This is a genomic window from Borrelia maritima (genome assembly GCF_008931845.1).
Lineage (GTDB): Bacteria > Spirochaetota > Spirochaetia > Borreliales > Borreliaceae > Borreliella > Borreliella maritima.
Map to the genome: position 1 here is coordinate 857,905 of NZ_CP044535.1, position 24,046 is coordinate 881,950.

The 24,046-nt window shown below is 27.1% G+C and carries 20 protein-coding genes; 13 read left to right on the top strand and 7 right to left on the bottom strand.

What is annotated here, in order from left to right; genetic code table 11:
• The first annotated feature begins 29 nt into the window (after positions 1–29).
• The 9 genes from DB723_RS04105 to miaA are packed head-to-tail and all read left to right on the top strand — an operon-like array spanning position 30 to position 7,413.
• Positions 30–182, top strand: a complete 153-nt coding sequence (locus DB723_RS04105; protein ID WP_267128463.1) for a hypothetical protein — start codon at positions 30–32, stop codon at positions 180–182.
• A 58-nt stretch (positions 183–240) separates the two neighbouring features.
• On the top strand, positions 241–1,575 hold the full coding sequence (panF, locus tag DB723_RS04110; RefSeq protein WP_151552814.1) for a sodium/pantothenate symporter: 1,335 nt from the start codon (positions 241–243) through the stop codon (positions 1,573–1,575).
• 12 nt (positions 1,576–1,587) lie between these two features.
• The gene (locus DB723_RS04115; protein WP_151552816.1) at positions 1,588–2,535 is read left to right on the top strand and encodes an RluA family pseudouridine synthase; all 948 of its coding nucleotides are present in this window, start codon (positions 1,588–1,590) and stop codon (positions 2,533–2,535) included.
• Positions 2,504–3,451 carry a hypothetical protein gene (locus tag DB723_RS04120; protein ID WP_151552818.1) on the top strand — a complete coding sequence of 316 codons (948 nt, stop codon included), beginning with the start codon at positions 2,504–2,506 and terminating at the stop codon, positions 3,449–3,451. Before DB723_RS04115 ends, DB723_RS04120 begins: the two co-directional genes overlap by 32 nt.
• A complete protein-coding gene (gene murC, locus DB723_RS04125) occupies positions 3,441–4,847 on the top strand; it encodes a UDP-N-acetylmuramate--L-alanine ligase (RefSeq protein ID WP_151552820.1) in 1,407 nt (468 codons plus the stop codon). The genes DB723_RS04120 and murC overlap by 11 nt, the downstream gene beginning before the upstream one ends.
• 10 nt (positions 4,848–4,857) lie before the next feature.
• Positions 4,858–5,724 carry a YicC/YloC family endoribonuclease gene (locus tag DB723_RS04130; RefSeq protein WP_151552822.1) on the top strand — a complete coding sequence of 289 codons (867 nt, stop codon included), beginning with the start codon at positions 4,858–4,860 and terminating at the stop codon, positions 5,722–5,724.
• Positions 5,721–6,263 (top strand): (d)CMP kinase, encoded by a 543-nt coding sequence (gene cmk / locus DB723_RS04135; protein ID WP_151552824.1) that lies wholly within the window; start codon positions 5,721–5,723, stop codon positions 6,261–6,263. Before DB723_RS04130 ends, cmk begins: the two co-directional genes overlap by 4 nt.
• Positions 6,264–6,305: 42 nt before the next feature.
• Entirely contained in the window at positions 6,306–6,506 is a 201-nt protein-coding gene (locus DB723_RS04140; RefSeq protein WP_151552826.1) for a DNA-directed RNA polymerase subunit omega, read from the top strand.
• Positions 6,493–7,413: a tRNA (adenosine(37)-N6)-dimethylallyltransferase MiaA gene (miaA, locus tag DB723_RS04145; protein ID WP_151552828.1), complete on the top strand. Its 921-nt coding sequence runs from the start codon at positions 6,493–6,495 to the stop codon at positions 7,411–7,413. The genes DB723_RS04140 and miaA overlap by 14 nt, the downstream gene beginning before the upstream one ends.
• Positions 7,414–7,556: 143 nt before the next feature.
• On the opposite strand, the gene DB723_RS04150 is transcribed toward miaA, so the two are convergent.
• Positions 7,557–7,928 (bottom strand): hypothetical protein, encoded by a 372-nt coding sequence (locus DB723_RS04150; protein ID WP_151552830.1) that lies wholly within the window; start codon positions 7,926–7,928, stop codon positions 7,557–7,559.
• Positions 7,929–8,008: 80 nt separating this feature from the next.
• Here DB723_RS04150 and DB723_RS04155 point away from each other — a divergent pair, with 80 nt between their 5' ends.
• A complete protein-coding gene (locus DB723_RS04155) occupies positions 8,009–8,554 on the top strand; it encodes a hypothetical protein (protein WP_151552832.1) in 546 nt (181 codons plus the stop codon).
• Here DB723_RS04155 and DB723_RS04160 read toward each other — a convergent pair.
• The 4 genes from DB723_RS04160 to topA form a co-directional block, all read right to left on the bottom strand.
• Positions 8,547–9,329 carry a phosphodiester glycosidase family protein gene (locus DB723_RS04160; protein WP_151552834.1) on the bottom strand — a complete coding sequence of 261 codons (783 nt, stop codon included), beginning with the start codon at positions 9,327–9,329 and terminating at the stop codon, positions 8,547–8,549. The two genes, DB723_RS04155 and DB723_RS04160, sit on opposite strands and share 8 nt — an antisense overlap.
• Entirely contained in the window at positions 9,322–9,837 is a 516-nt protein-coding gene (locus DB723_RS04165) for a hypothetical protein (RefSeq protein WP_151552836.1), read from the bottom strand. Before DB723_RS04165 ends, DB723_RS04160 begins: the two co-directional genes overlap by 8 nt.
• Positions 9,838–9,936: 99 nt before the next feature.
• Positions 9,937–12,408 carry an ATP-dependent RNA helicase gene (locus DB723_RS04170; RefSeq protein WP_151552838.1) on the bottom strand — a complete coding sequence of 824 codons (2,472 nt, stop codon included), beginning with the start codon at positions 12,406–12,408 and terminating at the stop codon, positions 9,937–9,939.
• Positions 12,409–12,410: 2 nt separating this feature from the next.
• Positions 12,411–14,960, bottom strand: a complete 2,550-nt coding sequence (gene topA / locus DB723_RS04175) for a type I DNA topoisomerase (RefSeq protein WP_151552840.1) — start codon at positions 14,958–14,960, stop codon at positions 12,411–12,413.
• A 74-nt stretch (positions 14,961–15,034) separates the two neighbouring features.
• Here topA and DB723_RS04180 point away from each other — a divergent pair, with 74 nt between their 5' ends.
• The 3 genes from DB723_RS04180 to DB723_RS04190 are packed head-to-tail and all read left to right on the top strand — an operon-like array spanning position 15,035 to position 20,069.
• The gene (locus DB723_RS04180; RefSeq protein ID WP_151552842.1) at positions 15,035–16,276 is read left to right on the top strand and encodes an exonuclease SbcCD subunit D; all 1,242 of its coding nucleotides are present in this window, start codon (positions 15,035–15,037) and stop codon (positions 16,274–16,276) included.
• Complete coding sequence (locus DB723_RS04185) at positions 16,263–19,112, top strand: AAA family ATPase (RefSeq protein WP_151552844.1); 2,850 nt, start codon at positions 16,263–16,265, stop codon at positions 19,110–19,112. Before DB723_RS04180 ends, DB723_RS04185 begins: the two co-directional genes overlap by 14 nt.
• 33 nt (positions 19,113–19,145) lie before the next feature.
• Positions 19,146–20,069 carry an ROK family protein gene (locus DB723_RS04190; RefSeq protein WP_151552846.1) on the top strand — a complete coding sequence of 308 codons (924 nt, stop codon included), beginning with the start codon at positions 19,146–19,148 and terminating at the stop codon, positions 20,067–20,069.
• Between the two features lie 30 nt (positions 20,070–20,099).
• Here the strand turns inward: DB723_RS04190 and DB723_RS04195 are convergent, their stop codons facing one another.
• Together DB723_RS04195 and ileS are read right to left on the bottom strand one after the other, a co-directional pair.
• A complete protein-coding gene (locus DB723_RS04195; protein WP_151552848.1) occupies positions 20,100–20,924 on the bottom strand; it encodes a hypothetical protein in 825 nt (274 codons plus the stop codon).
• A complete protein-coding gene (gene ileS, locus DB723_RS04200; protein WP_151552850.1) occupies positions 20,918–24,046 on the bottom strand; it encodes an isoleucine--tRNA ligase in 3,129 nt (1,042 codons plus the stop codon). The genes DB723_RS04195 and ileS overlap by 7 nt, the downstream gene beginning before the upstream one ends.

Genomic DNA, 24,046 nt, shown 5'->3' on the forward strand with positions numbered 1-24,046 from the left:
TTTTGTACGCTGTATTGTTGTATGTTTGTATGTTTTTCTTGTGGTTTTGTTTTGCCTATTTTATTAACACATCTTCCACTATATTTAATATTCCTTTGTGGTTTTTTGGGTCAGGAATTTTATTCCCCAGTATAAATTTTTTTTTGGTTTGTTTTTTTATTTTAATAATTAGTAAAACTTAATGCATTATTAATATTTTTTTATTTTTTGTTTTTCTAAAAAAGAAATAGGAGTGAGTTTTTGTTATTAAATAAATATTTTCTTGCAAATCGAAATATTAATTTTATTGTTATGGCGCTATTATTTTCTTCTAGTTATATTAGTGCTAGTAGTTTTATTTCTGGTCCTTCTGCTGTTTATAAGTATGGGTTATCTTTTATATTATTAGCTACTATCCAAATTCCCACAACTTTAATTGTTTTTATTATTGTTGGCCAGAGATTAAATAGAGAATCAAAAAAAATTAATGCAATAAATATTATTGATTACATTAGATATAGATATAGAAGTGATTTTTTGGCTTTAATTAGTGGATTTGTATTAATTTTTTTCTCAATGTTTTTAATTTCTGCTCAATTAATAGGTGGTGCCAAGCTTATAGAAGTTTTTTGGGGTATTGATTATGTAGTTGGTCTTTTGTTTTTTACCCTATTAATTTTTGTTTATGTATTTTTTGGTGGATTTAAGGCTGTAGCTTATACGGATTTGGTTCAAGGATTTTTAATGATCGTTTCATCTGTTATTTTGTTTTTCAAGATGTTAAATTTGGGAGGCGGCATTAATAATTTGTTTAATACGGCAACGATTATTTTAGATAAAAACCTTTTACTTCCTTCAAATATTGACTTAAAGCCACAATATATAATTTCTTTTTGGATATTAATAGGAATAGGAATATTAGGGCATCCTCAGATTATTAATAATTTTATAGCATTTAAAGATGAGAATGCTATAAAATTTTCTCTTCCCATTTCTACTTTTATTATTAGTTTTTTAATTATTTTAATGCATTTAATAGGATTTTTTGCTATTATTCTTTTCCCAGATTTAAATCCAAATGATAAAGTTGTTTTAAATGTGGCTTTAAAAGTTTTAAATCCCTTTTCTTGTTTTATGTTTTTTATGGGTCTTTTATCTGCAATAATGTCCACAGTAGATTCAAATTTGCTCTTAATAACATCTGTTTTAATAAAGTCAATATTTATTTATAAAAAAGATTTAAAAGAAGATGTAAAGGTTAACAAAGTAATAATGATTTCTAATGTTTTTTTTATTTTAATAATACTTATATTTTCTCTATTTCCTCCAAATTTTTTATTTTTTATTAATATTTTTGCTTTTGGAGCTTTAGAAGTTTCATTTTTTTCAATTATTGTTTTTGGACTTTATTTAAATTTTGTAAGCAAAATAGCAGCATTTGCTTCTATGCTTTTAGGTTTGATATTTTATTTATGTATTGTATGCTTTGATTTGAACATTTGGTTTTTTCACCCCATTTTTCCATCGTTTTTTGTTTCTATATTTACATTTTTAATAGTTAATTTTTTTTGTAAAAAAAATAGCAAAGTTTATTAGGGTTATTGTTTCTTGCGTTTGGATAAGTATATTTTTTTAGAAATTCTTGCTAATGATGATGGTAAGCGACTAGATTCAATTTTGATTAAAATTTTGAATTTGTCTAAAGTTAGGATAATAAAACATATTAGAAAGGGAGACATTAGGCTAAATGGTCTGAAATCGCATTTTTCATGTAAAGTTTGCAAAGGTGATAAAATTTATTTATATAAATCTTTAGCTCCAAGCTTAAACTTGACTTTAGATGAATATTATAAAAGCAATATTGATTTTCAGTGTATTCAAAAAAGAATAATTTATGAGGACAGTGATTTACTTGTTGTAGATAAGCAAAAAGGCGTTTTAGTTCATGGAGATAGAAATTCTCTTGATTTTTTAGTGAATGCTTACCTTTTAGGGGAAGATTTAAAATCTCTTAGTTTTAAGCCCTCGGCAGTTCACAGGCTTGATAGGAATACCTCCGGTATTATTATTTTTGCAAAAAATATAAATACTGCAAGAAAGTTAAGTGCTGCATTTAGTCGTGGATCTATAACTAAAAAGTATTTTGGAATACTTTTTGGAAATATTAAGTCTCCTGTTATTTATGAAAATCATTTATTTAGAAATAAAAAACTGAGGAAAACTTTTGTTTTAGAAGATACGAACTTTGTTAATGCAATTACAAAGGTTAATCCAATATTGTCTTCCAAAAGAGCTACTCTTGCTGAGATTGTTATTGAAACGGGTTTTACTCATCAAATAAGGTCTCAATGTGCATTTAATAATCATCCCTTAATTAATGACAAGAAATATTATGATAAATTTAAAAAAAGAGATTACTTTTTACATGCTTTTTTGTTAAAATTTAATGAAGAATTCTTTAAAAAGAATGAATTTTACGCTAAGCCTAGTTTAGAATTTTTAAAGCAAGTAAAAGATATTTTTGATGTTTATGAATTTTCAGAATTTTTCAAATAATTTTTTTTTGAAAAAAATATTAAGCAAGGTTAAAAACGTTGCAACTAGCATTAAGCATAAATTTGTAAGAGTTAAGGTATATGCATTGGTGGGATCTGCTGGAACTGGTAAGAGCTTTAGATCACATTTGGTAGCAGATAAGTACTCAATACCTTTAATCATCGATGATGGCGTGTTAATTAAAAACATGAAAATTATTGCTGGTAGTTCTGCCAAGTTTGAAGATAATGTTTTTAGGGCAGTAAAGAGGTCTGTATTTGAAGATGATGCTCATTGTCGTGAAATGCTTGAAGTTCTTGGAAGGGAAGAATTTAATAAAATATTAATATTAGGAACAAGTCTTAAAATGATAGATAAAATAGTTTCAAGACTTTTATTGCCAAATGTTTTTAAGATTATTTACATAACAGATGTTTCAACTAGAGAGGAAATAGAAAAAGCAAGAATTTCAAGGCAAATGGGGGAGCATGTTGTACCAGCAGCTGCTTTTGAAATAACGTCTGTTAGACCCAATTTGTTATTAAACTCAATTAAAGTTTTTTTTAAAAGCGGATGGTTTTTTAGAAGGAATAAGAATTATATTAGATCTGTTGTAAGACCTCATTTTTATGAAGAAGGGGTTTTGTCTATTTCCAAAAGGGCTGTAAGGCAAATTATTGAACATTGTGTTGCTGAGTATGATAGAAATTATATTGTTTATGATCTTAAAATCAAAAAAGATGGAAACAATTACCTTTTTAAGCTGTTTTTAAATATCCCCCTTAGAAATAATCTACTTAATAATACAGAAATGCTTAGAACGTATATTATTACTAACGTACTGAAATATACAATAATTAATATATTATCTATTGACATAGTTATACACAAATTTTATGACAAAAAAGATTATTTAGAAGAGAGTTATGAGGGTTAATTTTGACAGTTTGAGTAATATTTTTTTTGTAGGAATAAAGGGGAGCGGAGTTTGTTCTCTAGCTTGTTTTTTAAATTTAAAAGGGTATTTTGTAGAAGGAGTAGATGTTTCTGAGCAATTTTATACCGATGAGATTTTAAATAATAATAAAATATCTTATTATGAAAATATTTATAAATTTTCATTAAAAGAGCTTGATAGGCCTTTTGACTTAATAGTATACTCTCCAGCTTATGATAAAGATAGTTTGCAAGTTTTGCTTGAAGCAAAAGAATTAAATATACCTATTTTATCTTATCCTGAGGTTCTGGGCGAGCTTTCTAGAAAGTACTACAGCATTGGAATTGCAGGCTCTCACGGTAAAACTACTACTACTGCGTTTTTAGGTGTTCTTTTTGACAAATTGGGATTCAATCCCAATGTTATTTTGGGATCGAGTGTTAAAGATTTTGGAGATAATTCTTCAATATCTGGCATTAGCAATATTTTTATTGTTGAGACTTGTGAATATAAAAAACATTTTTTGCATTTTAGTCCTAATATGCTTATTTTAACCAATGTTGATTATGAGCATGTTGATTTTTTTAAAAATTATGAGGCTCTTGAATGTGCTTTTTTACAATATATTAATAATTTGAAGGAAAATGGAATATTAATAATTAATTCTGATGATAATAATTTGCTTAAAATTAAAAGTCAAATTAATAGAAAAGATATAAATATTTTTAGCTTTGGATCTAGAAATTTGTCGAATTTCCCAATAAGTAATATTGTAGTTAAGAATGAATATTTTTGTTTTTCTTTTTTAGATTTATGCAATATTGAGCTTAAAACTGTTTTATTTCACAATGTATTAAATTTTTCAGCAGCGCTTTTGGCTTTAAATCTTTTTTTAAAAATTAATGGAAAATCAATTTTTGATTTTGGAGAAGCAATAAAGAGAATTGCAAAGAATTATAGTGGTATAAAAAGAAGGGTTGAACTTATTAAAGAGGAAAAGGGAGTAATTTACATGGATGATTATGCTCATCATCCTAGGGAAATTAGAGATACGCTTTTTGGTATTAAAAATTTTTATAAGAACAAACGTATAATTTTGGATTTTATGCCTCATACTTTTACAAGAACAAAAGAATTTTTTGATGATTTTGTTGAGGTTTTAAGTGCTGCTGATATATTAATTTTGCACAATATCTATCTTTCTAATAGGGAGAATTTTGATCCAGACGAACTTTCTGTTAAATTATTTTTAAATATTAAAAAAATAAATAAAAACACTTATTTTTTCAAGGATGTCAAAGATTCTATTAAATTTATAAAAAGTTTATTAATATCGGGGGATTTGTTTATTACAATGGGTGCTGGAAATAATTTTATTTTACATGATTTTCTGTAAGGGTATTGTAGTGAAAAGCATGACGGGATTTTTTTATTTGGAAAAGATAGTTGGGAACTATATGTTTAGTGTTAATTTGAAATCTTATAATGGAAAATTTTTAGAATTTAAACTTAGATTACCGGAAATTTTTTCTGGTTATGATCTTGATATAAGAAATTTGATTTCAAAATATATTAGCAGAGGCAATGTTTTTTTAAATGTGGGATATAAAGAATTGGTTCCACGTATGAATTTTACAGTTAATCCCAATTATATTGAGGCTATTTCCAGACTTAGAGATTCTTTATTAAATACTGATCTTAATATTAAGAATGAACTAAGTTTAGGCGATTTTTTATCATTAAAAGGAGCTTTGATAATTGATGAGGATAGTGAGCATCAAGAAGAGATTTATGGATTATTTAAAGGCGTTTTAGAAGAAACCCTGTTTCATTACAATAATGGAAGAGTTTTTGAAGGAGAAAATACTAAATCGGATATCGTGTCAACCCTTGCGCTAATAGAGCGAGATCTTAAAATTATTAAGGATGCTTGTAGCGATATAAATGTTAGATTATTTGCAAGCATTAAAGAAAATATTTCTAAATTAATGGACGAATTTAGAGATTTAAGCATTGCAGAAGAAGCAGCTAAAATGGCAATTCGTTTAGACATTAATGAAGAGATAATGCGCTTAGATTCTCATATAGAAACTTTTTATAAAAATCTTGAATATGAGGTATGTGGCAAAATTCTTGAATTTATTTCTCAAGAAATGCATAGAGAAATAACAACTATGAGCAATAAGGCGGTTGATCTTGATATTAAGAGTTTAATTTTAAATATGAAGTTAAATTTAGAAAAAATAAAAGAGCAAATAAGGAATATTGAATGAAAATAGCACTTTCTGGTAAGAGTGGTTGTGGTAATACTACTGTAAGCAGTATGCTTGCAAAGCATTATGGTCTTGAGTTTATTAATTATACTTTTCATGATATTGCAAGAGAGCTTAATATCCCCTTTTCTGAGTTTTATGAGAAAGAGATAATAGGAAGAGGTGATTATTATTGGGATAAGTATCTTGATAAAAGATTATCTTTACTTGCTAAAAAAAATAATACAGTGTTTGCTTCTCGTCTTGCCATTTGGATCTCTAAGAGTGCTGATTTAAAAATATATCTTTATGCTAAAATAGAAGTCAGAGCCGAGAGAATAATGACTAGAGAGGGAGGCATGTATTCCGATGTTTTAAGCAGTACTTTTAGTAGAGATGAAAATGATAAAAAAAGATATTTAGCTATTTACAATATAGATATTGATGATTATTGTTCTAAGACCGATTTAGTGATTGATGCTACAAATATTAATTCAAATGAAGTTTTTGAATTAATTAGAGATGAAATTGATAAAAGAAACTTAAAAAAAATTAGCTAAACTTATTTAATATTAATATGTTTAAGTTTGTAAGGAGATTAAATGATTAAAGTACCTTTAAAAAAAATACAAGATTTTGATGGAAATTTTTATGAACTTGTTGTTGCGACTATAATGCGCACAGAACAAATCATAGAAAATATTTCTTTAGCAGAGCATGCTACCTTTGATGATAAAATATTAGGACAAGCTTTTAATGACGTTTTGACTGGTAAATTTAGCTATTCAATTGAAGGCAGATAGAATAGTTTTTATTTTTGGCCCCACAGCTGTGGGCAAAAGCAATATTTTATTTCATTTTCCAAAAAATAAAGCAGAAGTTATTAATGTTGATTCTATTCAAGTATATAAAGAATTTAATGTAGCTTCTTCAAAGCCTAGTAAAAGTTTAATGAAGCATATAAAGCACCATTTAGTAGATTTTTTAGATCCTGAAGAAGAGTATACTATTGGAATTTTTTACGAGCAAGCTTTAAGAATAATAAAAGAAATTAGACGTAAAAAGAAAATTCCTATATTTGTAGGGGGTACTGCCTTTTATTTTAAGCATTTAAAGGATGGATTTCCTTCAACACCTTTGGTTGGTTCTAAAATAAGAGAGTATGTAAACAATCTTTTAGAACTTAAAGGCAAATCTCATCTTTTAAATGAATTAAAAAATGTAGATCCTGTTAGATTTAATATGTTAAATAAGAATGATATTTATCGGATTAAAAGATCACTTGAGGTTTATTATCAAACAGGAATTCCTATTAGCCAATTTAAAAAAAAACAAGATAGCAAATTTAAAAACATTTTAATTATAGGCCTTAAAAGATCTTTCGATGATTTGAAAACTAGAATATCAATAAGAATTAATGAAATGTTTAATGACGGATTACTTTCAGAGATTAGAGGCTTGTTTAGCAAAGGGTACAATGAAAATACTCCAGCTTTTAAAGGGATAGGTTATAATGAGTTTTTGTTATGGAAAAGTAGACCTTTTTACAGTTTAAATGATATAATAAGTTTGATAAACAAAAATTCTGTTTTGTATGCAAAAAGGCAAATGACCTTTTTTGCCAAAATTTCTGATGTTTTATGGCTTCATCCAGAGGATGATTTAGTTGACATTTTGAATTTAATTTTTAAAGTTGATAAGGAGATTTAGGGAGTGCCTTGCGGAAGAAAAAGAAAATTAAAAAAAATTTCCACTCATAAAAGGAAGAAAAAAAGAAGAAAAAATAGGCATAAGAAAAAAAATAAGTAATTTGCTAGACTGATCGGAGACTTTTGTCCAGCTATTCAGTTGAGCTATTTGGAATGTTCAATTATTAGGTTGTTGACTATGTTTATGTCTTGGCTAAAAATGTATCTTTTAGTTCCCCTATAATTGACTAGGATCCAATTACCTTCAATTCCATAGCGTTCTGTTTTTTCTAGTGTTTTTTCAATTTTTACGACTTCATCTTTTCTAAGTAGAATTTCGTAATCATAGTCCAATTCGCTAATTTTTTTAGTGCTTTTACTAAGAAAAGCATAGTCCTTTATTATTATGCCCATTTTATTACTAAATCCAAGAATGCTGCTTTTGGGCAAATTTAATTTTTGAATGAGAGGAATTTTGTTATTTTTATTACAAGCTAAAAGAATTAAGGATATTAAATATAATGTTTTTGTATTCATAATTTCCTTGATTTTTTATATACTACTTTAGTGTGTTACTATAATAATATAGTATTTTTTAGAATTTTTAAGGATTGTTAATGAAGAAATATCTTTTTTTTATTTTATTTCTCATCTCTTCTAATAAGTTAATTGTTTCTTATCCACTTTCTTTTGGTGGAGGTTTTTCTTATCAATTTACTAATTATACTGATCAAACAGGCTCCACTAAATTTGCTCCAAATTTTACTAGGTCAGATCATGGGATTAATTTGAATTTATTTTTTGATGCAAATTATGTACTTTTTGAAATTTCTTACAAAGAGGCTTTTGTTACTACTCATAATGGGAGATATTTCTCGCTTGGGCTTTATGGGGGATATCCTATGATTTTTAAAGAACAGATTAGAATGCTTTTCCCATTGATTGGATTTAAATATGCCTTTGATTTGAGCTCTAATAAATTCAATCTCTTTTTTTTAAGCATGGGTCTTGCTGCTGATCTTTTTATTCCAGATTTTGAGGGTTTATATATTAGGCCTTTGTTTATGCTTTCTATCTCTCCATTTTCTAATTATAAAAATTTTTCTGGGCTAACAACTGAGATTACGCTTGGATTTAATATTGGTTGGAGATTTTTTAATTAGGAAGTTTTATTCCTAAATGGAATGGGACAGATCTTTCTTGTCCAAAGATGTTCGCAGTAAAGTTTAATTTGTAAGGAGCGTTGTTTGATTTTACAACAAGAGTGCTTGAGCCTCCCCCATCTAGATTAATGGCGTTAGACATGCCATAGCTTAGTGCAAAATCAATAGCTTCATTAAGAGAGGCTCCCTTGCTGTTATTAACGCCTCTTCCTTCTATTGTAGCAAGAAATAAATATTTGTTATTTTTATCGGTCCCTATTATTGTTCTTGGGTGCTTTGTTTCTTTGAAGTTTTTTTTATACTTTCCATTTTTGATTAAAACAAAAAATCCGCTAAATCCATAATCGCAGTTTTTTATTTCGTCTTCTTCGGGATTTAATATAATTTTATTGTGTTTTATTGCAATTTCTCCGTAGTTGTTTATTTGTTTTGAAATTATTTTTTTATTATATATGTACAGTCCTTTTGGGAAAAACATGTTTTGTTTAACTTCATATGGGCTTGTATTAATTGCAATGTCGACATTGTTAGAAATTAAGAAATTACTTGTTGTCTGGCCCTTAAAATAGTAATTATTTAGATTTTTGTCATAAATAGGTTTTGATATGGTAAATTTAAGATCTTTATTTTCAATTTTTACTAAAACGTAATTGCTATTTATGAAACGACCCCTAACAACTTTGTATTTAGGTTGTTTTGCAATTGATTTGGACAACATTAGTCCTGATGAAATACTTAAAACTAATAATAGAAGTGTTAATATTTTTTTATTCATTTCTTTTTATTTTATAAGAATAAATACTTTTGGGATAGTTTGTTATTATAAGATTTTTAATTTTTGCTGCTAATTTTTTATTTTTAAATCTTATAAGATTAAATATTTGATAAATTATTTTTACATCTATATTTTCCTCCTTATTCAAAATTTTTTTAATTTCTTCTTCATTAATATTATCTTCATTTATTCTTAATTTTAGCGAAATGATTTCATTTTTCATTTTTTGATTTTTAATCTTTTTTTTGTTTATTTTATTTAAGAAATTATTAGCTTCTTTATATTTTTTTATTTTTAAATAGTATTTTGTAATTAGCAGATAATATTGTTCTAAGTCAAAATTTTTAATTTTATTTATTGTTTCTAATTCTTTTGGCAAGTTATTAGTTAAATCATAAAGCATGTATAATTTTATTAAATTTTCTGTATTTTCCTTATTATTGCTTCGCAATGCAAAAGGGGAAATTACTAAAAATAATAAAACATAAAAAAAGGATAGCCAGTCCATGATTTATTATAAACTTTGTTTTTAGAATAGTGAAAATAATTTTAAATAATATTGGTTATTATCTTTTCTATTTTAAATAAGGTTTTCAAAGTTCAGTTTTTAAAAAAAATAATTTAATTTTTTATAAACTTTATTTATTAATTTTTTTATAAAATGTAACTTTTGTATGTATTCTTCGTTTTCTATTAGGCTTTTTATGCTTTCTATAGATTCTTCTACTGCCATTATGAAATTTTGTTTTGGTTTTAGTCGAAAATTTCCAAGGCAATCTGTTTCCAATGATAAAAAAAGAGCAATTTTTTTTGGTGGAGAGTTTATAAACTGCATTGTACACTCTAAAAGATTTTTCATTTTTTCAGGTTCTTCATTGATGTTTACATTCTTTGTTTCATATTTTTTTATACAATGCCAATTTTTCCCCATTGCTTTAACTATTTCTATAGTTTCTGAAAATTTTTTATTGTTGAAAACCGTTATATTTTTATGTATTAATTGTATTTTAATTTTTTTTAAATCTTGATTATTTTGATTGTTTAGTTCTTTTTTCAAAATCATTTCTTTTAGTGTTTCTAGGCTAATTTGTATTACATAAGTGTTATTTTTATATTCTGATTTGAAAATTTTTTTTCCTATTTTGATTTCATCGATAATTTTTGTCTGTTTAGCATTTGTTATTTGCTTTTCGGGTATCTTTTTATGTTTTAACTCTTCATTAATAAGGCCAATACTATCAATCCATTCTTTTTTTAAGACACCAATGGATCTTGCATACATTTTTGTAGTTTCTACAATTTCTCCTGCAACGAAATATTTAACAGAATCTGTGCTAATAAGTGATCCGGGATGAATTATTACGTTTTGAGCTTTGATGGTTTTATATTTCTTTTTTGAAGTTTTAAAACAAATATAATCCCTCATTCCTCTCATTATTGATTTTAAATATCCTTCGTTGTCAAAAACACCTTTTTGTGCTATTGGTATATTTAATTTGCTAACAATGTTTTCAAGCTGCATTTGAACATTTATTATCTCTTCAAGTGCTTGTAGATCTAAATAATTTTCCTTTGTGAATGCTTCTTTATTTGCAGCTTTTTTAAAATCTTCAAAGATGTTAACAAACCCAATCAAATCTCCCATTGGATTTTTGTATTTTAAGTGAGCTCGTCTAGCTTCCATTTCTTCATTTTGGGGTAGTAGAAAAATTCCACTTGTGGATAAAAATGATAGACCTATTGTAGTTTGATATATTGCCTGTGGGTAATTTATCATTGCTTCAACCAATGCTCTTGAATGTGCTGGTACTAATGGGAACAATATCATGTATTTCCCAATTTCTGTAAGTTCGTTTTTATTGTTTATAGCATCCAAAGATTTTAATATTTTACTTGCAGTTTGAATTGAATGTGTTGATGGTTTTGAGATAAAGTCAAAGTGGGTAAAATCTCTGATTCCAATATCTGCCATTCTCAGTATTACCTCAGATAGATCTGTTCTATATATTTCTTCTTTTTGGTAATCTTCTCTTAGTTGATAATCTTCTCTTTTGTAAAGTCTGTAGCAAGTTCCTTTTGAAAGTCTTCCTGCTCTACCGGCCCTTTGAGTTGCTGAAGATTTTGAAATTGGAACTTCTTGAAGCGAATAGGTATGAGTTTTTGTTTGGAATTTGTTTGTTTTTACTTTTCCACTATCGATTACTATTTTAATATTTTCAATTGTGATTGAAGTTTCTGCGATGTTTGTTGACACTATTATTTTTCTTTTATTTTTAGGAGTATCTATAAATATTTGCTCTTGAGCTTCTTTAGGCATTCTTCCGTATAAAGGAAATATTATTAAATTTTTTTTTGAGTTTAACTCTTGTAATTCTTTTATTGTTTCTTTTATTTCTTTCTCTCCAGATAAAAATATAAGAATATCTCCTGCTTTTTTTTCTTTTATTACGTTTAAAACAATTTCTTTTATTTTTAATATCATTCCTTTTGATGTATTTAAAAGAGGAGGATTATATATTATTTGTACTGGATATGTGATGGTTTCAATGCTAACAACTGGCGCATTGTTAAAATATTTTGAAAATATTTTTGTGTTTATTGTAGCAGACGAAATTATGATTTTGAAATCGTCTCTTTTTTTTAAAATGTCTTTAATAAGGCCTAGTATAAAATCTATGTTTAAACTTCGTTCGTGTGCTTCGTCTATTATTATTACGTCATATTCGTAAAGCAATGTATCTTTTTTTAACTCTTGCAGAAGTACCCCGTCAGTCATTAGTTTAATTTTGGTTTTTGGGCTTGTAATTTCTTCAAATCTTATTTTGTAACCAACTTCTTCTCCAACGTTTACACCAATATGCTTGGCAATATATTCAGCTATTGATATTGTAGCTATTCTTCTTGGTTGAGTTACTCCAATTTTTCCTAATTTTGCAAAACCTGCTTCATATATTATTCTGGGTAGTTGGGTGGTTTTACCGCTTCCTGTTGGGCTTTCAACAATTAAAACATTATTTTTTTTTAATACACTAATTAATTCATCTTTGTATTTATAAATTGGGAGTTTTAAATCATTCATATTTACAATAAACTGAACACATATTTTTCATTTATTTCATCAAGATTAACGTTACCAGGTAAATCAATCTTCCTTCTTTTAATTTTAGCATAAAATTTGTCGTTTTTTTTGTAAATATATATTTTATTGCCGATTTTGTTTTTAGAAAATGTGATTGTTTTAACGATTATGCCTACTTTATTAACTCTTTCGTCAAGCAAGCTAATAGCTTTCTCTAGTGTTATGTCATATGCTTTTAAATCTTTTTTTAGAGAGCAAGCAATACTTCCGCTTTCAGTTTTAATATAATCTCCAAAAACACCGGTTGCAGCAATGATTTGTTCATTAGTTTGAGGATGTTTGCCAATCGGTTTTGGCAGTGAGAGTAGTTTTAAAGCAAGCTCTAATGTTATGTTTTCGGGGACAATATTTTTAGTTGATGCTTTTTTTGCTTTTATTATTTTTAATTTTTTAGGTTTTCCTTTTTTTGTATATTCTTGAGGAGCATAAGTGTCTTCCCCAAGTTGTACAATGTTCCCATAAATTGTATTTTTGAAGATTACATTAAGTCCTGTTAAAGGATCAATACCAAGTATATTTGGTTTTAGATCTTTTTCATTTACTATTTTTTCTATTTCATCTTTTTTGTACAAATTTTCTAATGGGGTTGTTGTGTTAATTGAGTAATTATGCCCTTTGAATGTTAAATAAGGTCCATATTTGCCAATGTTTATTGTGTAATTAATGCTATTATCTTTATTTTCTATGTTTTGACTTTCAATAACAGTTCTAAATTCAGAAGAATCAATTTTAGGCTCTAGTTGCATTACTGTATCTTTTAGTCCTTTTTTGCCATTATAGAATTTACTTAGATATTTTATTTTATCTAGCTTTCCTATTGCTATTTTATCTAATTTTTCTTCCATATTAGAGGTGAAATTTAGTTCAATTAGGACTGGGAAATATTTCTCAAGAAGATTCATTACGGCAGCTCCTTTTATAGTTGGTATTAGCGTATTGTTAAGTTTGAATGCATATTCTCTTTCTAAAAGTGTTGATATAATTGTAGCGTAGGTTGAAGGACGACCTATTCCTTCTTTTTCCATTTTTTGCACAAGAGACGCTTCTGTATATCTAAATGGAGCTTTTGTTTCGTGTTCGTTTGTTTTCATTTTAACTATAGAAAACATATCTCTTTTTTTTATTAAGTCAAAGTTTATATCAAGATGTTCATCTGTTTCTTGAGTATGCTTAAGAAATCCATCAAAAATTATTTTTGTAAAACTTGATTTGAAAATTAAGTTTTTATACTTAAAAGTCAATTTTATATTCTCCTTTATTGCGTCTTTCATTCCAGAAATAATGGTTCTGTCCCATATTATTTTGTAAATTTCTTTAGCGGTTTTACTTTCTATTTCTATATTTTCGTTTGGAATAAACATTTCAGAAGGCCTTATCGCTTCATGTGCATTTTGAGCCATTTTTTCTTTTTCATAAATTCTATCTTTTGTTTCTATATACTCTTTTCCATATTTATTTTTTATTATTTTTGTTATTTTGTCTCTGGCAATTTTAGCAATATTGTGAGAATCTGTTCTCATATACGTAATATACCCGTGTTCATAAAGTTTTTGAGCGTGTTGCATGATTTGCTTTGTTCCAATTTTAAGGCGTTTATTTATTTCTTGTTGAAGTGAGGATGTAGTAAATGGCTTTGGAGGAGGTATTTTTATTTTTTTAGTTTCTATTGAAATTAATTCAATTTTTTGTCCATTTTCTAATTCTTTTCCAAGCTCGATCATTAAATCTTGGGTCATTATTATTGTTTTGTCGCTATTTTTAAGTTTTCCAGTTTCATTTACAAAATCTTTACCCTCTGCTATATTCTTGCCATCAATTTCTTCTAACTTTGTTTCAAGCAGCAAATCTTTTTTATCGTGTTTGCATTGAAGTAAAATTGAATAATAATTAGCCTTTTTAAAATTTATTCTGGTTTTTTCTTTTTCTATTAATAATTTTAGCCCAACAGATTGTACTCGACCAGCAGAAAGTCCGTAAGCTACTTTTTTCCAAAGTAGGGGAGAGATGGTATATCCATATAATCGGTCTAATATTCTTCGAGCTTCCCCAGCATTAACAAGATTCATGTCTATGTTTCTAGTATTTTTTAGCGATTCAGTTATTGCAGTTTTTGTGATTTCATGAAATATCATACGTTTGTAATTTGTAATTTTTAATACTTCTTTTAAATGAAATGCTATAGTTTCTCCTTCTCTGTCTTGGTCCGTTGCAAGATATATTTCATTTATTGTTTTTACCAATTTTTTTAGTTTTGATACAATTTGTTTTTTATTGCTAGGAATAATGTAAATTGGATTAAATCCATTGTTATAATCTATAGAAATATTTGCCCATTCGTATTTTTTATATTCTTTGGGAATTTCTTTTGCATTGTTTGGTAGATCTACTATATGTCCAATGCATGCTTCTACTAAGAATGATTCATCAAGAAACTTTTTTATTGTTTTGGCTTTTGTTGGTGATTCAACTATTATTAATTTTTTATTTTGCATAAATTCCTTATATTTATATATTGTATTATAATATATAAATATAATTTAAGAATTAAAAAAAATGAGAGTATTTTGTGAGCAATTATAAAATTTTGCATACTTCAGATTGGCATATTGGTAAAAAAATTGAAAATTTTTCAATACTTAAGCAGCAAGAAAATTTTCTATCTTTTCTTTTAGAATTTATTAAAAAAGAAAAGATAGATCTTTTACTTGTTGCTGGGGATGTTTATGACTCTAAGAGGCCTGGATTTGAAGAGCAAAGATTGGTAAATAATTTTTTTTACGAGCTTTCTTTTACTCCTTGTAAATGGTGTGTAGTTATTTCCGGAAATCATGACAAAAAGGATTATTTAAATATAAATAAAAAACTTCTTTCAAGGTTTAATTTTTTTTTAATAACAGAATATGATTCTGATGAGCAGATAGTTTTCTTAAAAGACAATGGAAATCTTGAGTTTATTGTTGCTTGTCTTCCGCATATAAATGAAAGACTTATTTTAGGGCAAAATTTTGATAATATTTTTGGATCAGAAGATCAGTCTTCCGGGAAGCTATTTCTTGAAAATTTAGAAAATGCTTATAGAGAAAAGATATCAAATTTATCTAATTTTTTAGAAAACAATTATAAAGGCATACCTAGAATATTGATGGCGCATTCTTTTTTTGGCAGCAGTAAAAAGATTGATACCTTGGGGGGCAGTTATATTATCCCATTTAATGTTTTTGGAAATGGTTTTTCTTATGTTGCTCTTGGGCATATTCATAAATTCATTAAGTTAAGTGATAATATTGTTTATTCAGGATCTCCTATGCAATATTCATTTAATGAGACCCCTGATAAATATATAAATGTTTTGCATTTTAATGATAATAAACTAATCTTGCAAGAAGCTTTTCCGGTTCCAGTTTTTAATAAATTAATCTTTGTTAAAGGTTCTTTGAATGAAGTTCTTGATTTTTTAGCCAATGTCAAAAAAGAAGAGTCTTTTACTATTTATTTGAAAATTGAACTAAATGAAGCAGTTGACACTAGCGCTGAGGAGATCATTTATGATTTAGTAAGACTTAATTTTATGAATTTAGCTTCTATTTCTTATTCTTTGCTCTCAAGTCAGAATTTACAAGATGATTCTAGCTTTATTGGAGAGATTGAAGTGCTTGAAATGGATGAGAAATATTTTTTTGAAAAAAAATTGAAACGAGATTTTGAGACTGGGGTTATTAAAGATATTAAATTTAAGGAAGAAGAGCTTATTTCTCTTTTTAGCGAGGTTTTAGCTAAAGGATATTTGGGTGAATATGAGGATAAATAGGCTCATATTCAAAAATATTGCTTCTTATAAAGGCGAACATGAATTAAATTTCGATACTCTTCTTTTAAGACGATCAGGTATTTTTTTAATTTCTGGTAATACTGGATCAGGCAAAAGTACTATTTTAGACTGCATAACTTTAGCGCTATATGCTCGTGTTTATAGACTTGGTAAAAAAATTGTAGATATTATATCAAAAGGTGAGACTAATGCTTATGTTAAATTAACCTTTACTATTTCTGGGAAAATTTATGAATCTTTTATTGAGCTTAATGTAAAAAATATAGAGACTCCCAAAAGTATGTTGCTTAATTGTTTTTTTGACAATAGGATTATTGAGGGACGAGCTGATGTTTTGGATCATATTAAAAGCCTTTGTAGATTAGACTTTAATCAATTTTGTCAAACTGTAATTTTGCCACAGGGTAATTTTCAAGAATTTTTAACATCAACTCCTAAGGAGAAGACTGCAATAATTGATAATATTTTTAATTTACAGAAATATGATAATTTGGAATTTTATTTAAAAAGTGATTTTGAGCGTACAAAGTTTAGTATAGATAAGCTATTAAATTCTGAATCTTATGAAAAATCAATCCTTGATTATGACGAGAGAGAGTATAAATCTCTTAAGGATTATTTGGATTTAGTTGATATTGGTCAATTAGAAATTGATCTTGGAAATATTAGAAATGCCATTTCTTTGTGCAGTCAAGCCATTGCTTCTAATGAGAAATATTTAGGACTGAAAATTGAAATCTCTTCTTTAGAGGATCAATTATCTTACCAGATTGAATGTCAAAATTCTTTAGAGATGGACTATTCTCTTCAAAAGAAATTAAAAGAAAATTTGTATTTGGATCGAAAAATTTATTTGTGTTCGGATTTCTGGAATTTGAAGAATCTTGTTACTATGCAAGGTGAATTACTTAATGACGTCAAATTACTTGATTTAGAACTTTCAAAAGTGATGAATAATTTAAAAGAAATTAAAGATTTATGTAGCAATGATTTTAATTTTAATTATGTTAAGGACCTTTATAATAAAAATTGCAATATTTTTGATTCGAGATTGATTGAGAATGATTATCAAAGTTTACTTTTAAAGAAGAACAGTCTTGAAGATGAAAAAAGAGAATTATTGAAGTTTCAAAGTAAAAAAAATGATGAGCTTAAAAGTATTTCTTCTGAGAAATCTAATTTCGATTTTGATAAATATGTTTATTATGAAGCATTAAAATTATTTCAAACTTTTAACGATGAGTTAATTTCAAAATATAGAGATAGGTTGGAATTTTTATTGAAATCTGCCAATAAAAAAGATTTTAATAAAAATAAGGAAAAAAATACTGTTAAGATTGATTTGTATAAAGAGTTATTAAAATATCTTTATGATAAAAATTGTTCTATTGAAAGTGATAAAGAAAAGCTAAAATATATCGAGGTTGAATATAAAAATTATCAGCGTAAAGATAAATTATCGGCTTGTAAGTTGAAAGAGCTCTATGTTTTAAATTCGAAACTTCATTTAATACAAAATCAAATTGATGAGCTTAAATATCATTTGTCCTGCAGGCAAGAAGAAATCTCTAAACAAGAGATTAATGCTTTAGAGTTTGAAAAGAACAATGCTGAAATTTTAAGATTACTTGGAAAAAATTTATTTGATAGGTACATAAATTATTTTGACAGAAAAAAAATTTTAGCATTTGAAAATAAATTAGAAAAGCTTGAACAATTTAAGGCTAGAAAAAAAGATTTAAAAATTTTGATTTCTTTTAAAAATCGAAATTTTGATAAAAATCTTGTGCAGATTAAAAGTTTATTATTAAAACTTAATTTAAATTTAAGTTTTAACGATTATTCCTCTTTAGAAAGAGAATTTAATGTTATTTTGACTAGGCAAGAAAGTGTAGAAAATAAATGGACTGAGCTTATTTTAAATCTTAAAAATTTAAAAGATTTAAAAATCAAAACTGAAACTCAAATTAAATTTTTAAAGAAATCTATATTGGCTTTAAAAGAGAGATTGAACGAAGAACAAAATAATTTTATTAATATAGTCTCAAATTTAGGAAGTGTTTCTTTTAGCTCATTATTTTCTCTTGAATCAAAAACTGTTTTAGAACAAATAAATAAGAATAGTTTACATTTCTTGCAAAAATTGAGTTTATCAATTAGCTCTAAGCTTGAATTTTTATCCGGAGATATCGAAAGGTATAAAATAAAGCTTTTAAATTTTCAAACGCTTCAAAAAAAGATTGATCAACAAAAAATTAATTTAGACACGTTAAGATCGGAATTAAATCTTGCTAAAGAAAGGAAAGATAAACTAGATATTTTAAGAAAGGTAGTTATTAGATCTTCTGGATTGAAATATTATGTTCAAACTTTTTTAATTAATGATATTTTAAGGCTGGCAAATGAGAAGTATTTAAGGTGGATTTTCCCTGATTTTGAGCTTAAAACTAACAAAGATAGCAAAGAGTTTGATTTTTTAATTGAAGATAAAAAAGATGTTAATAAAATAAGGACGGTAAAAACTTTGTCAGGGGGTGAAAAATTTCTTGTATCTTTAGCTTTATCGTTAGCTTTATCTGATAAAATAAGGGATAGTGATTTAAAAATAGAAGCTTTTTTTCTAGATGAAGGTTTTGGCAATCTTGATGAAGATACTTTAGCTCAAGTTATGCCTAAGCTTTCTAAGTTTCAAATGATGACGGGACGACAAATTGGCATCATTTCTCATGTTTCTTATTTAAAGGAAATGATTAAAACACAAATAGTTATAAACAAGATTTCTAAGATTTCTTATATTGCTATGGAAAATTTGTGATCATTTATGTACAATTAGCCTTTGAGGGTAAATATGAAACGTTATTTAGCAATTGATGTTGGCGGGACTAGTACTAAATATTCGCTTGCAGATTCAGGCGGTGTTTTTTTTGATAAAAATGAAATAAGCACAGGTGTTACTTCTGATGAACAAGTAAATATTTTAGCTAAGCTTATTAATTCCTACAAAGAATCAAGCGATATAGCGGGGGTTGCAATTTGTATTCCTGGGTTTGTTGATCTCAAGGGAAATGTAATAAGAGCAAATGCTATTTCGGGGTTTGTTAATTATCCCCTAAAAGAGAGATTAGAATCTTTAACCGGAGTAAGTACAGAGATTGAAAATGATGCTAATTGTGTAGCCTTAGCAGAAAAATTTAAGGGCAATGCTATTGACTCTAATGATTTTATTGCTATAACTCTCGGCACAGGAATTGGCGCTGGAATTTTTACAAATGGCAAACTTTTAAAAGGAAGTTCATTTATGTCTGGAGAGGTTGGATTTATGATTACTAGAGGTATTAGTAATAATATTCCTTTTAATTGCAGATGGGAATCTATTTCTTCTGTTTCGGCCTTAAGAAAAAGAGTTGCTATGCGATTAGGCAAGTCTTTGAAAGAGATTTCAGGAGAATTTGTTTTTGATCTTGCTGAGAATGGTAATATTCATGCTAAAAATGAAGTTGACAGATTTTTTGAAAGTTTATCGTTTGGTATTTTTAATTTAACTTTTATTTTAAATCCTGAAAAAATTTTAATTGGAGGAGGAATAAGCGCAAGGCCCGATTTAATAGATAGAATATATGAAAAATTAGAAAATTTATGGTCTTTAGAAATGGCTTTTAATAATAATAGAAATATGAAAGATCTTGTAGCACTTGAGACAACTAAGTTTAATAATGAATCTGGTAAAATTGGAGCTTTGTACAATTATTTTACTTGCAAAAATCAAAATTAAGACCTCTTTTTTAGTTGGGTGATAAAAATTTTAGGTTTGAATATTTGAAGCTAGTTTTGCTATAAAGTTTTCAACACTAGATTTTTGAATATTAAATTCTATTTCTACTGTATTTTGATCTTTTATTGTGGCCTTTATTTGGCTTGATATTGCGAGATTAGTTGTGCTTGCCAAGATAGTTGGAATTAACTTTTTTGACAATATTTTTAGTATTGAAGGGTTATTTGTTTTAATCAGGGATTTAAAAATATATTCGGTTTGATTTAGGCTGTTTACAGACATAGTTCCATTGCTAAAGGGGATTAAATTTTTGCTATTTACCATTTGGTTTGGGAGTAGTAATGTTGCATCTTGAATCAAAAAAAACATTTCATTTTTTTCTAATTCCTCAATGTATTTTGTTGTTAGTATGTTATTGTCTTTTAAGGTTTGATCTTTTTGGTTTATTGTAATGTTAGTTCTAGCTTTGTTTGGGGTAATGTATATGTTTGAATTTTTAAGTTTCCATTTTGGATTTGTAAGTATATTGCCTATTGATTCTACATTTCTGTTTTTATGAATTCCCCAAAAAATATCTTTTGGGAAATTCCCCATTACTAGTAGGGCAAAGTCGTTATTTTCTTTTTTATAGCTGAAGTATAAATCGCTTATAAGTCTTAAAGCAGACTTATATTTAGGGCTTAAAGAGTTGTAAATAGATCTGTTTTTAATTAAATTTACATGTGCATATAAATTTGCGTCAGGCAAAAGTTCCATTAAGTAATTTATATTTTGTTTTGGAGGATTGTAAGGTAGACTAGCACATCCTGTTATGAGGCATGAAATAGTAATTATTTTTGTTAACATTTTTAACATTTTTCAATTCCTATTATTGTACATGTTTCATCGTCAAGGTTTATTTTTTTTTCTAGCTTACTTTTACTTGATATGATATTTAAGGCTAATGTTTCGGTTTTAATATATTTTTCAAATTTATTTAGCATTTCTTTCAATGTTGCATTACTTTCTATATATAAGTTTATTCTATCACTAACATCCAAATTTTTTTCCTTTCTTAAATTTTGGATTTGTCTTACTAATTCTCTTGTAAGTCCCTCTAAGTGCAATTCTTTAGTGATTAGTGAGTCTATTCCTATTGTAATAGATTCTTCATTTATTACTTTCAAGTTTTCTTTTTCTTCTCTCTCTAATATTATATCATTTAATGATAAATAATGCTTTGTGTTAGCTACTTTTACTTCGTAAGGCATTCCATTTATTATTTTTATTATGTCTTCATTTTTTAGCTTGCTAATTTCGGTAGACACCGTTTTCATATCTTTTCCAAGCTTTTTGCCAAGTTCTTTAAAGTTTGCTTTTGCTTTGTAAGTTATAAGCTCCTCTTCGTTAGATTTTATTTTCATTTCTTTTGCATTTATTTCATCTAATATTATTTCTTGCATTTCTATTAACATATTTTGTTCATTTTGATTTTTTGTAACAATATATATTGTACTAATAGGCATTCGTATTTTTATATTATGCAATGATCTGAGTGATCTTGCCATTGAAGTTATTTTTCTTGCAAGATTTATTTTCTCTTCGATTGTTTTGTTGATGAAATTTTCATTTGCTTTTGGATAATCGTTCAGGTGTATTGATTGTTTATCTTCATCGGTTTTTAAATTTTGATAAATTTCTTCTGTTATAAATGGAATAAAGGGTGCAAGTAAAATCATTAAGGTTTTGATTGCATAATATAATGTTTCGTAGGCATCATTTTTGTCTTTATCATTTTCTGATTTCCAAAATCTTCTTCTTGATCTTCTTATATACCAATTATTTAATTTATCTATAAATTCAAGTAAAGATTCTATTGATTTTGTTAAATTGTATTTATCTATTTCTATATTTAGTATTTTTTTTAGACTTTCAAGTTCGCTTATGATCCATTTGTCAAGGTTATTATTTTTAATTAAGCTGAGATTTTTTGGAGGTTTAAATTTATCAATTATTGCATAAGTTGTGAAAAAGGAGTAAGCATTCCAAATAGGTATTATTATATTTTTAAGAACGTCTCTTACTCCATTGTCGCTATATTTTAGATCATCAGCTTTGACTACAGGACTCATTATTAAATAAAGTCTTAAGGCATCAGCTCCAAAGGTGTTTATTACTTCCATTGGGTCTGTATAATTTTTAAAGGATTTTGACATTTTTCTTCCATCGCTTGAAAGCACAAGTCCATTGACAATGACGTTTTTAAATGCTGTGTTTTCAAAAAGAGAAGTTCCTAGAATTGTAAGAGTGTAAAACCAACCTCTTGTTTGATCTAAACCTTCTGCAATAAAGTCAGCAGGAAATACATTTTTAAAATTACTTTCGTTTGTGAATGGATAATGATTGCTTGCGTAAGGCATTGCTCCAGATTCAAACCAACAATCTAGAACTTCGCTTGTTCTGATAAATGTGCCACCGTCTTTGCTTGGCCAGGTTATTTTATCTACTTCATCTTTGTGTAAGTCTTCGATTTTTTGACCAGATAGTTCTTCAAGCTCTTTTTTTGATCCAACGCAAATTTTTTTTCCTGTTTTTGAGCATATCCAAATTGGAATTGGATTTCCCCAAAATCTGTTTCTGCTTATTGCCCAATCTTTTGCATTTTCTAGCCATTTTCCAAATCTTCCTTTTTTTAAATGAGCTGGCATCCAATTAATTTTTTCATTTATTTCTAAAAGCCTGGTTTTTATTTTTTCTACATTTACAAACCACGAGCTTATTGGTCTGTAAATAATTGGGCAGTTTGTTCTGTAGCAAAATGGATATCTGTGCAGATAATTTTCTCTTTTGAATAAAAAATTGCGCAATTTTAAGTTTTCTATTATTTTTTTATCAGCATCTTTTACATAAAGCCCTTTAAAATCTTTCACCTGATTTGTAAATTTACATTCAGCATCTAAGGGATCTATTATATCGACATTTGTATTATTTTTAAGTATTTTGTAGTCTTCTTCTCCGTAGGGAGCAATATGAACAATTCCTGTTCCGTCGTCAGTTGTAATATAATCGGCTGTATGGACTTTAAAAGCTCCTTTATCTTTTTGTTCTAAAAAGTAGTTAAAAATAGGTTCATATTCTATGCTTTCAAGTTTGCTTCCTTTAAATTTTTCTATAATGGTATATGAATTCTCATCATTATAATAGCTATTAATCTTTTTTGATCCAAGTATTAAAATCTCTTCTCTTTTTTTGTCGAAAATTTTGGAATATTCTATTTCTTGTCCTACTGCAATTCCAAGGTTTGAGGGCAATGTCCAAGGGGTGGTTGTCCATGCTAGTAGATATTCGTTTTTATCTTTTATTTTGAATTTTATTGTTAATGATGGATCATTAACTTCTTTATATTCTCCAAGATTCACTTCGAAGTTTGAAAGCGGAGTTGCAAGCTTTGGGGAATAAGGTAGTACATAATAACTTTCGTATATTAAACCTTTGTTATAAAGATTTTTAAATACCCACCACACAGATTCCATGAAGCTTATATCCATGGTTTTGTAGCCTTTTTCAAAATCTACCCATCTTCCAAGCCTTAAGATTATATTTTTCCATTCTTCTGTATATCTAAGTACTATTTTTCTACATTCTTTGTTAAAATTTTCAATACCATAATTTTCTATTTCATATTTACCAGAAATTCCCAATTTTTTTTCTACTTCGTATTCAACGGGTAGCCCATGAGTATCCCACCCAAAATTTCTTTTAACATATTTACCTTGCATTGTTTGGTATCTTGGAATTATGTCTTTTATTGTGTTTGGAACAAAATGTCCGAAATGGGGAAGTCCTGTTGCAAAAGGCGGTCCGTCATAAAATGTAAATTCTTCACATCCTTTTCTTTGTTCCATTGATTTTTCAAAGATCTTATTGTCATTCCAAAATTTTAATATTTTTTCTTCTATTTTGGGAAAATTTGTCTTGGTTTCTACTTTTTTAAACAT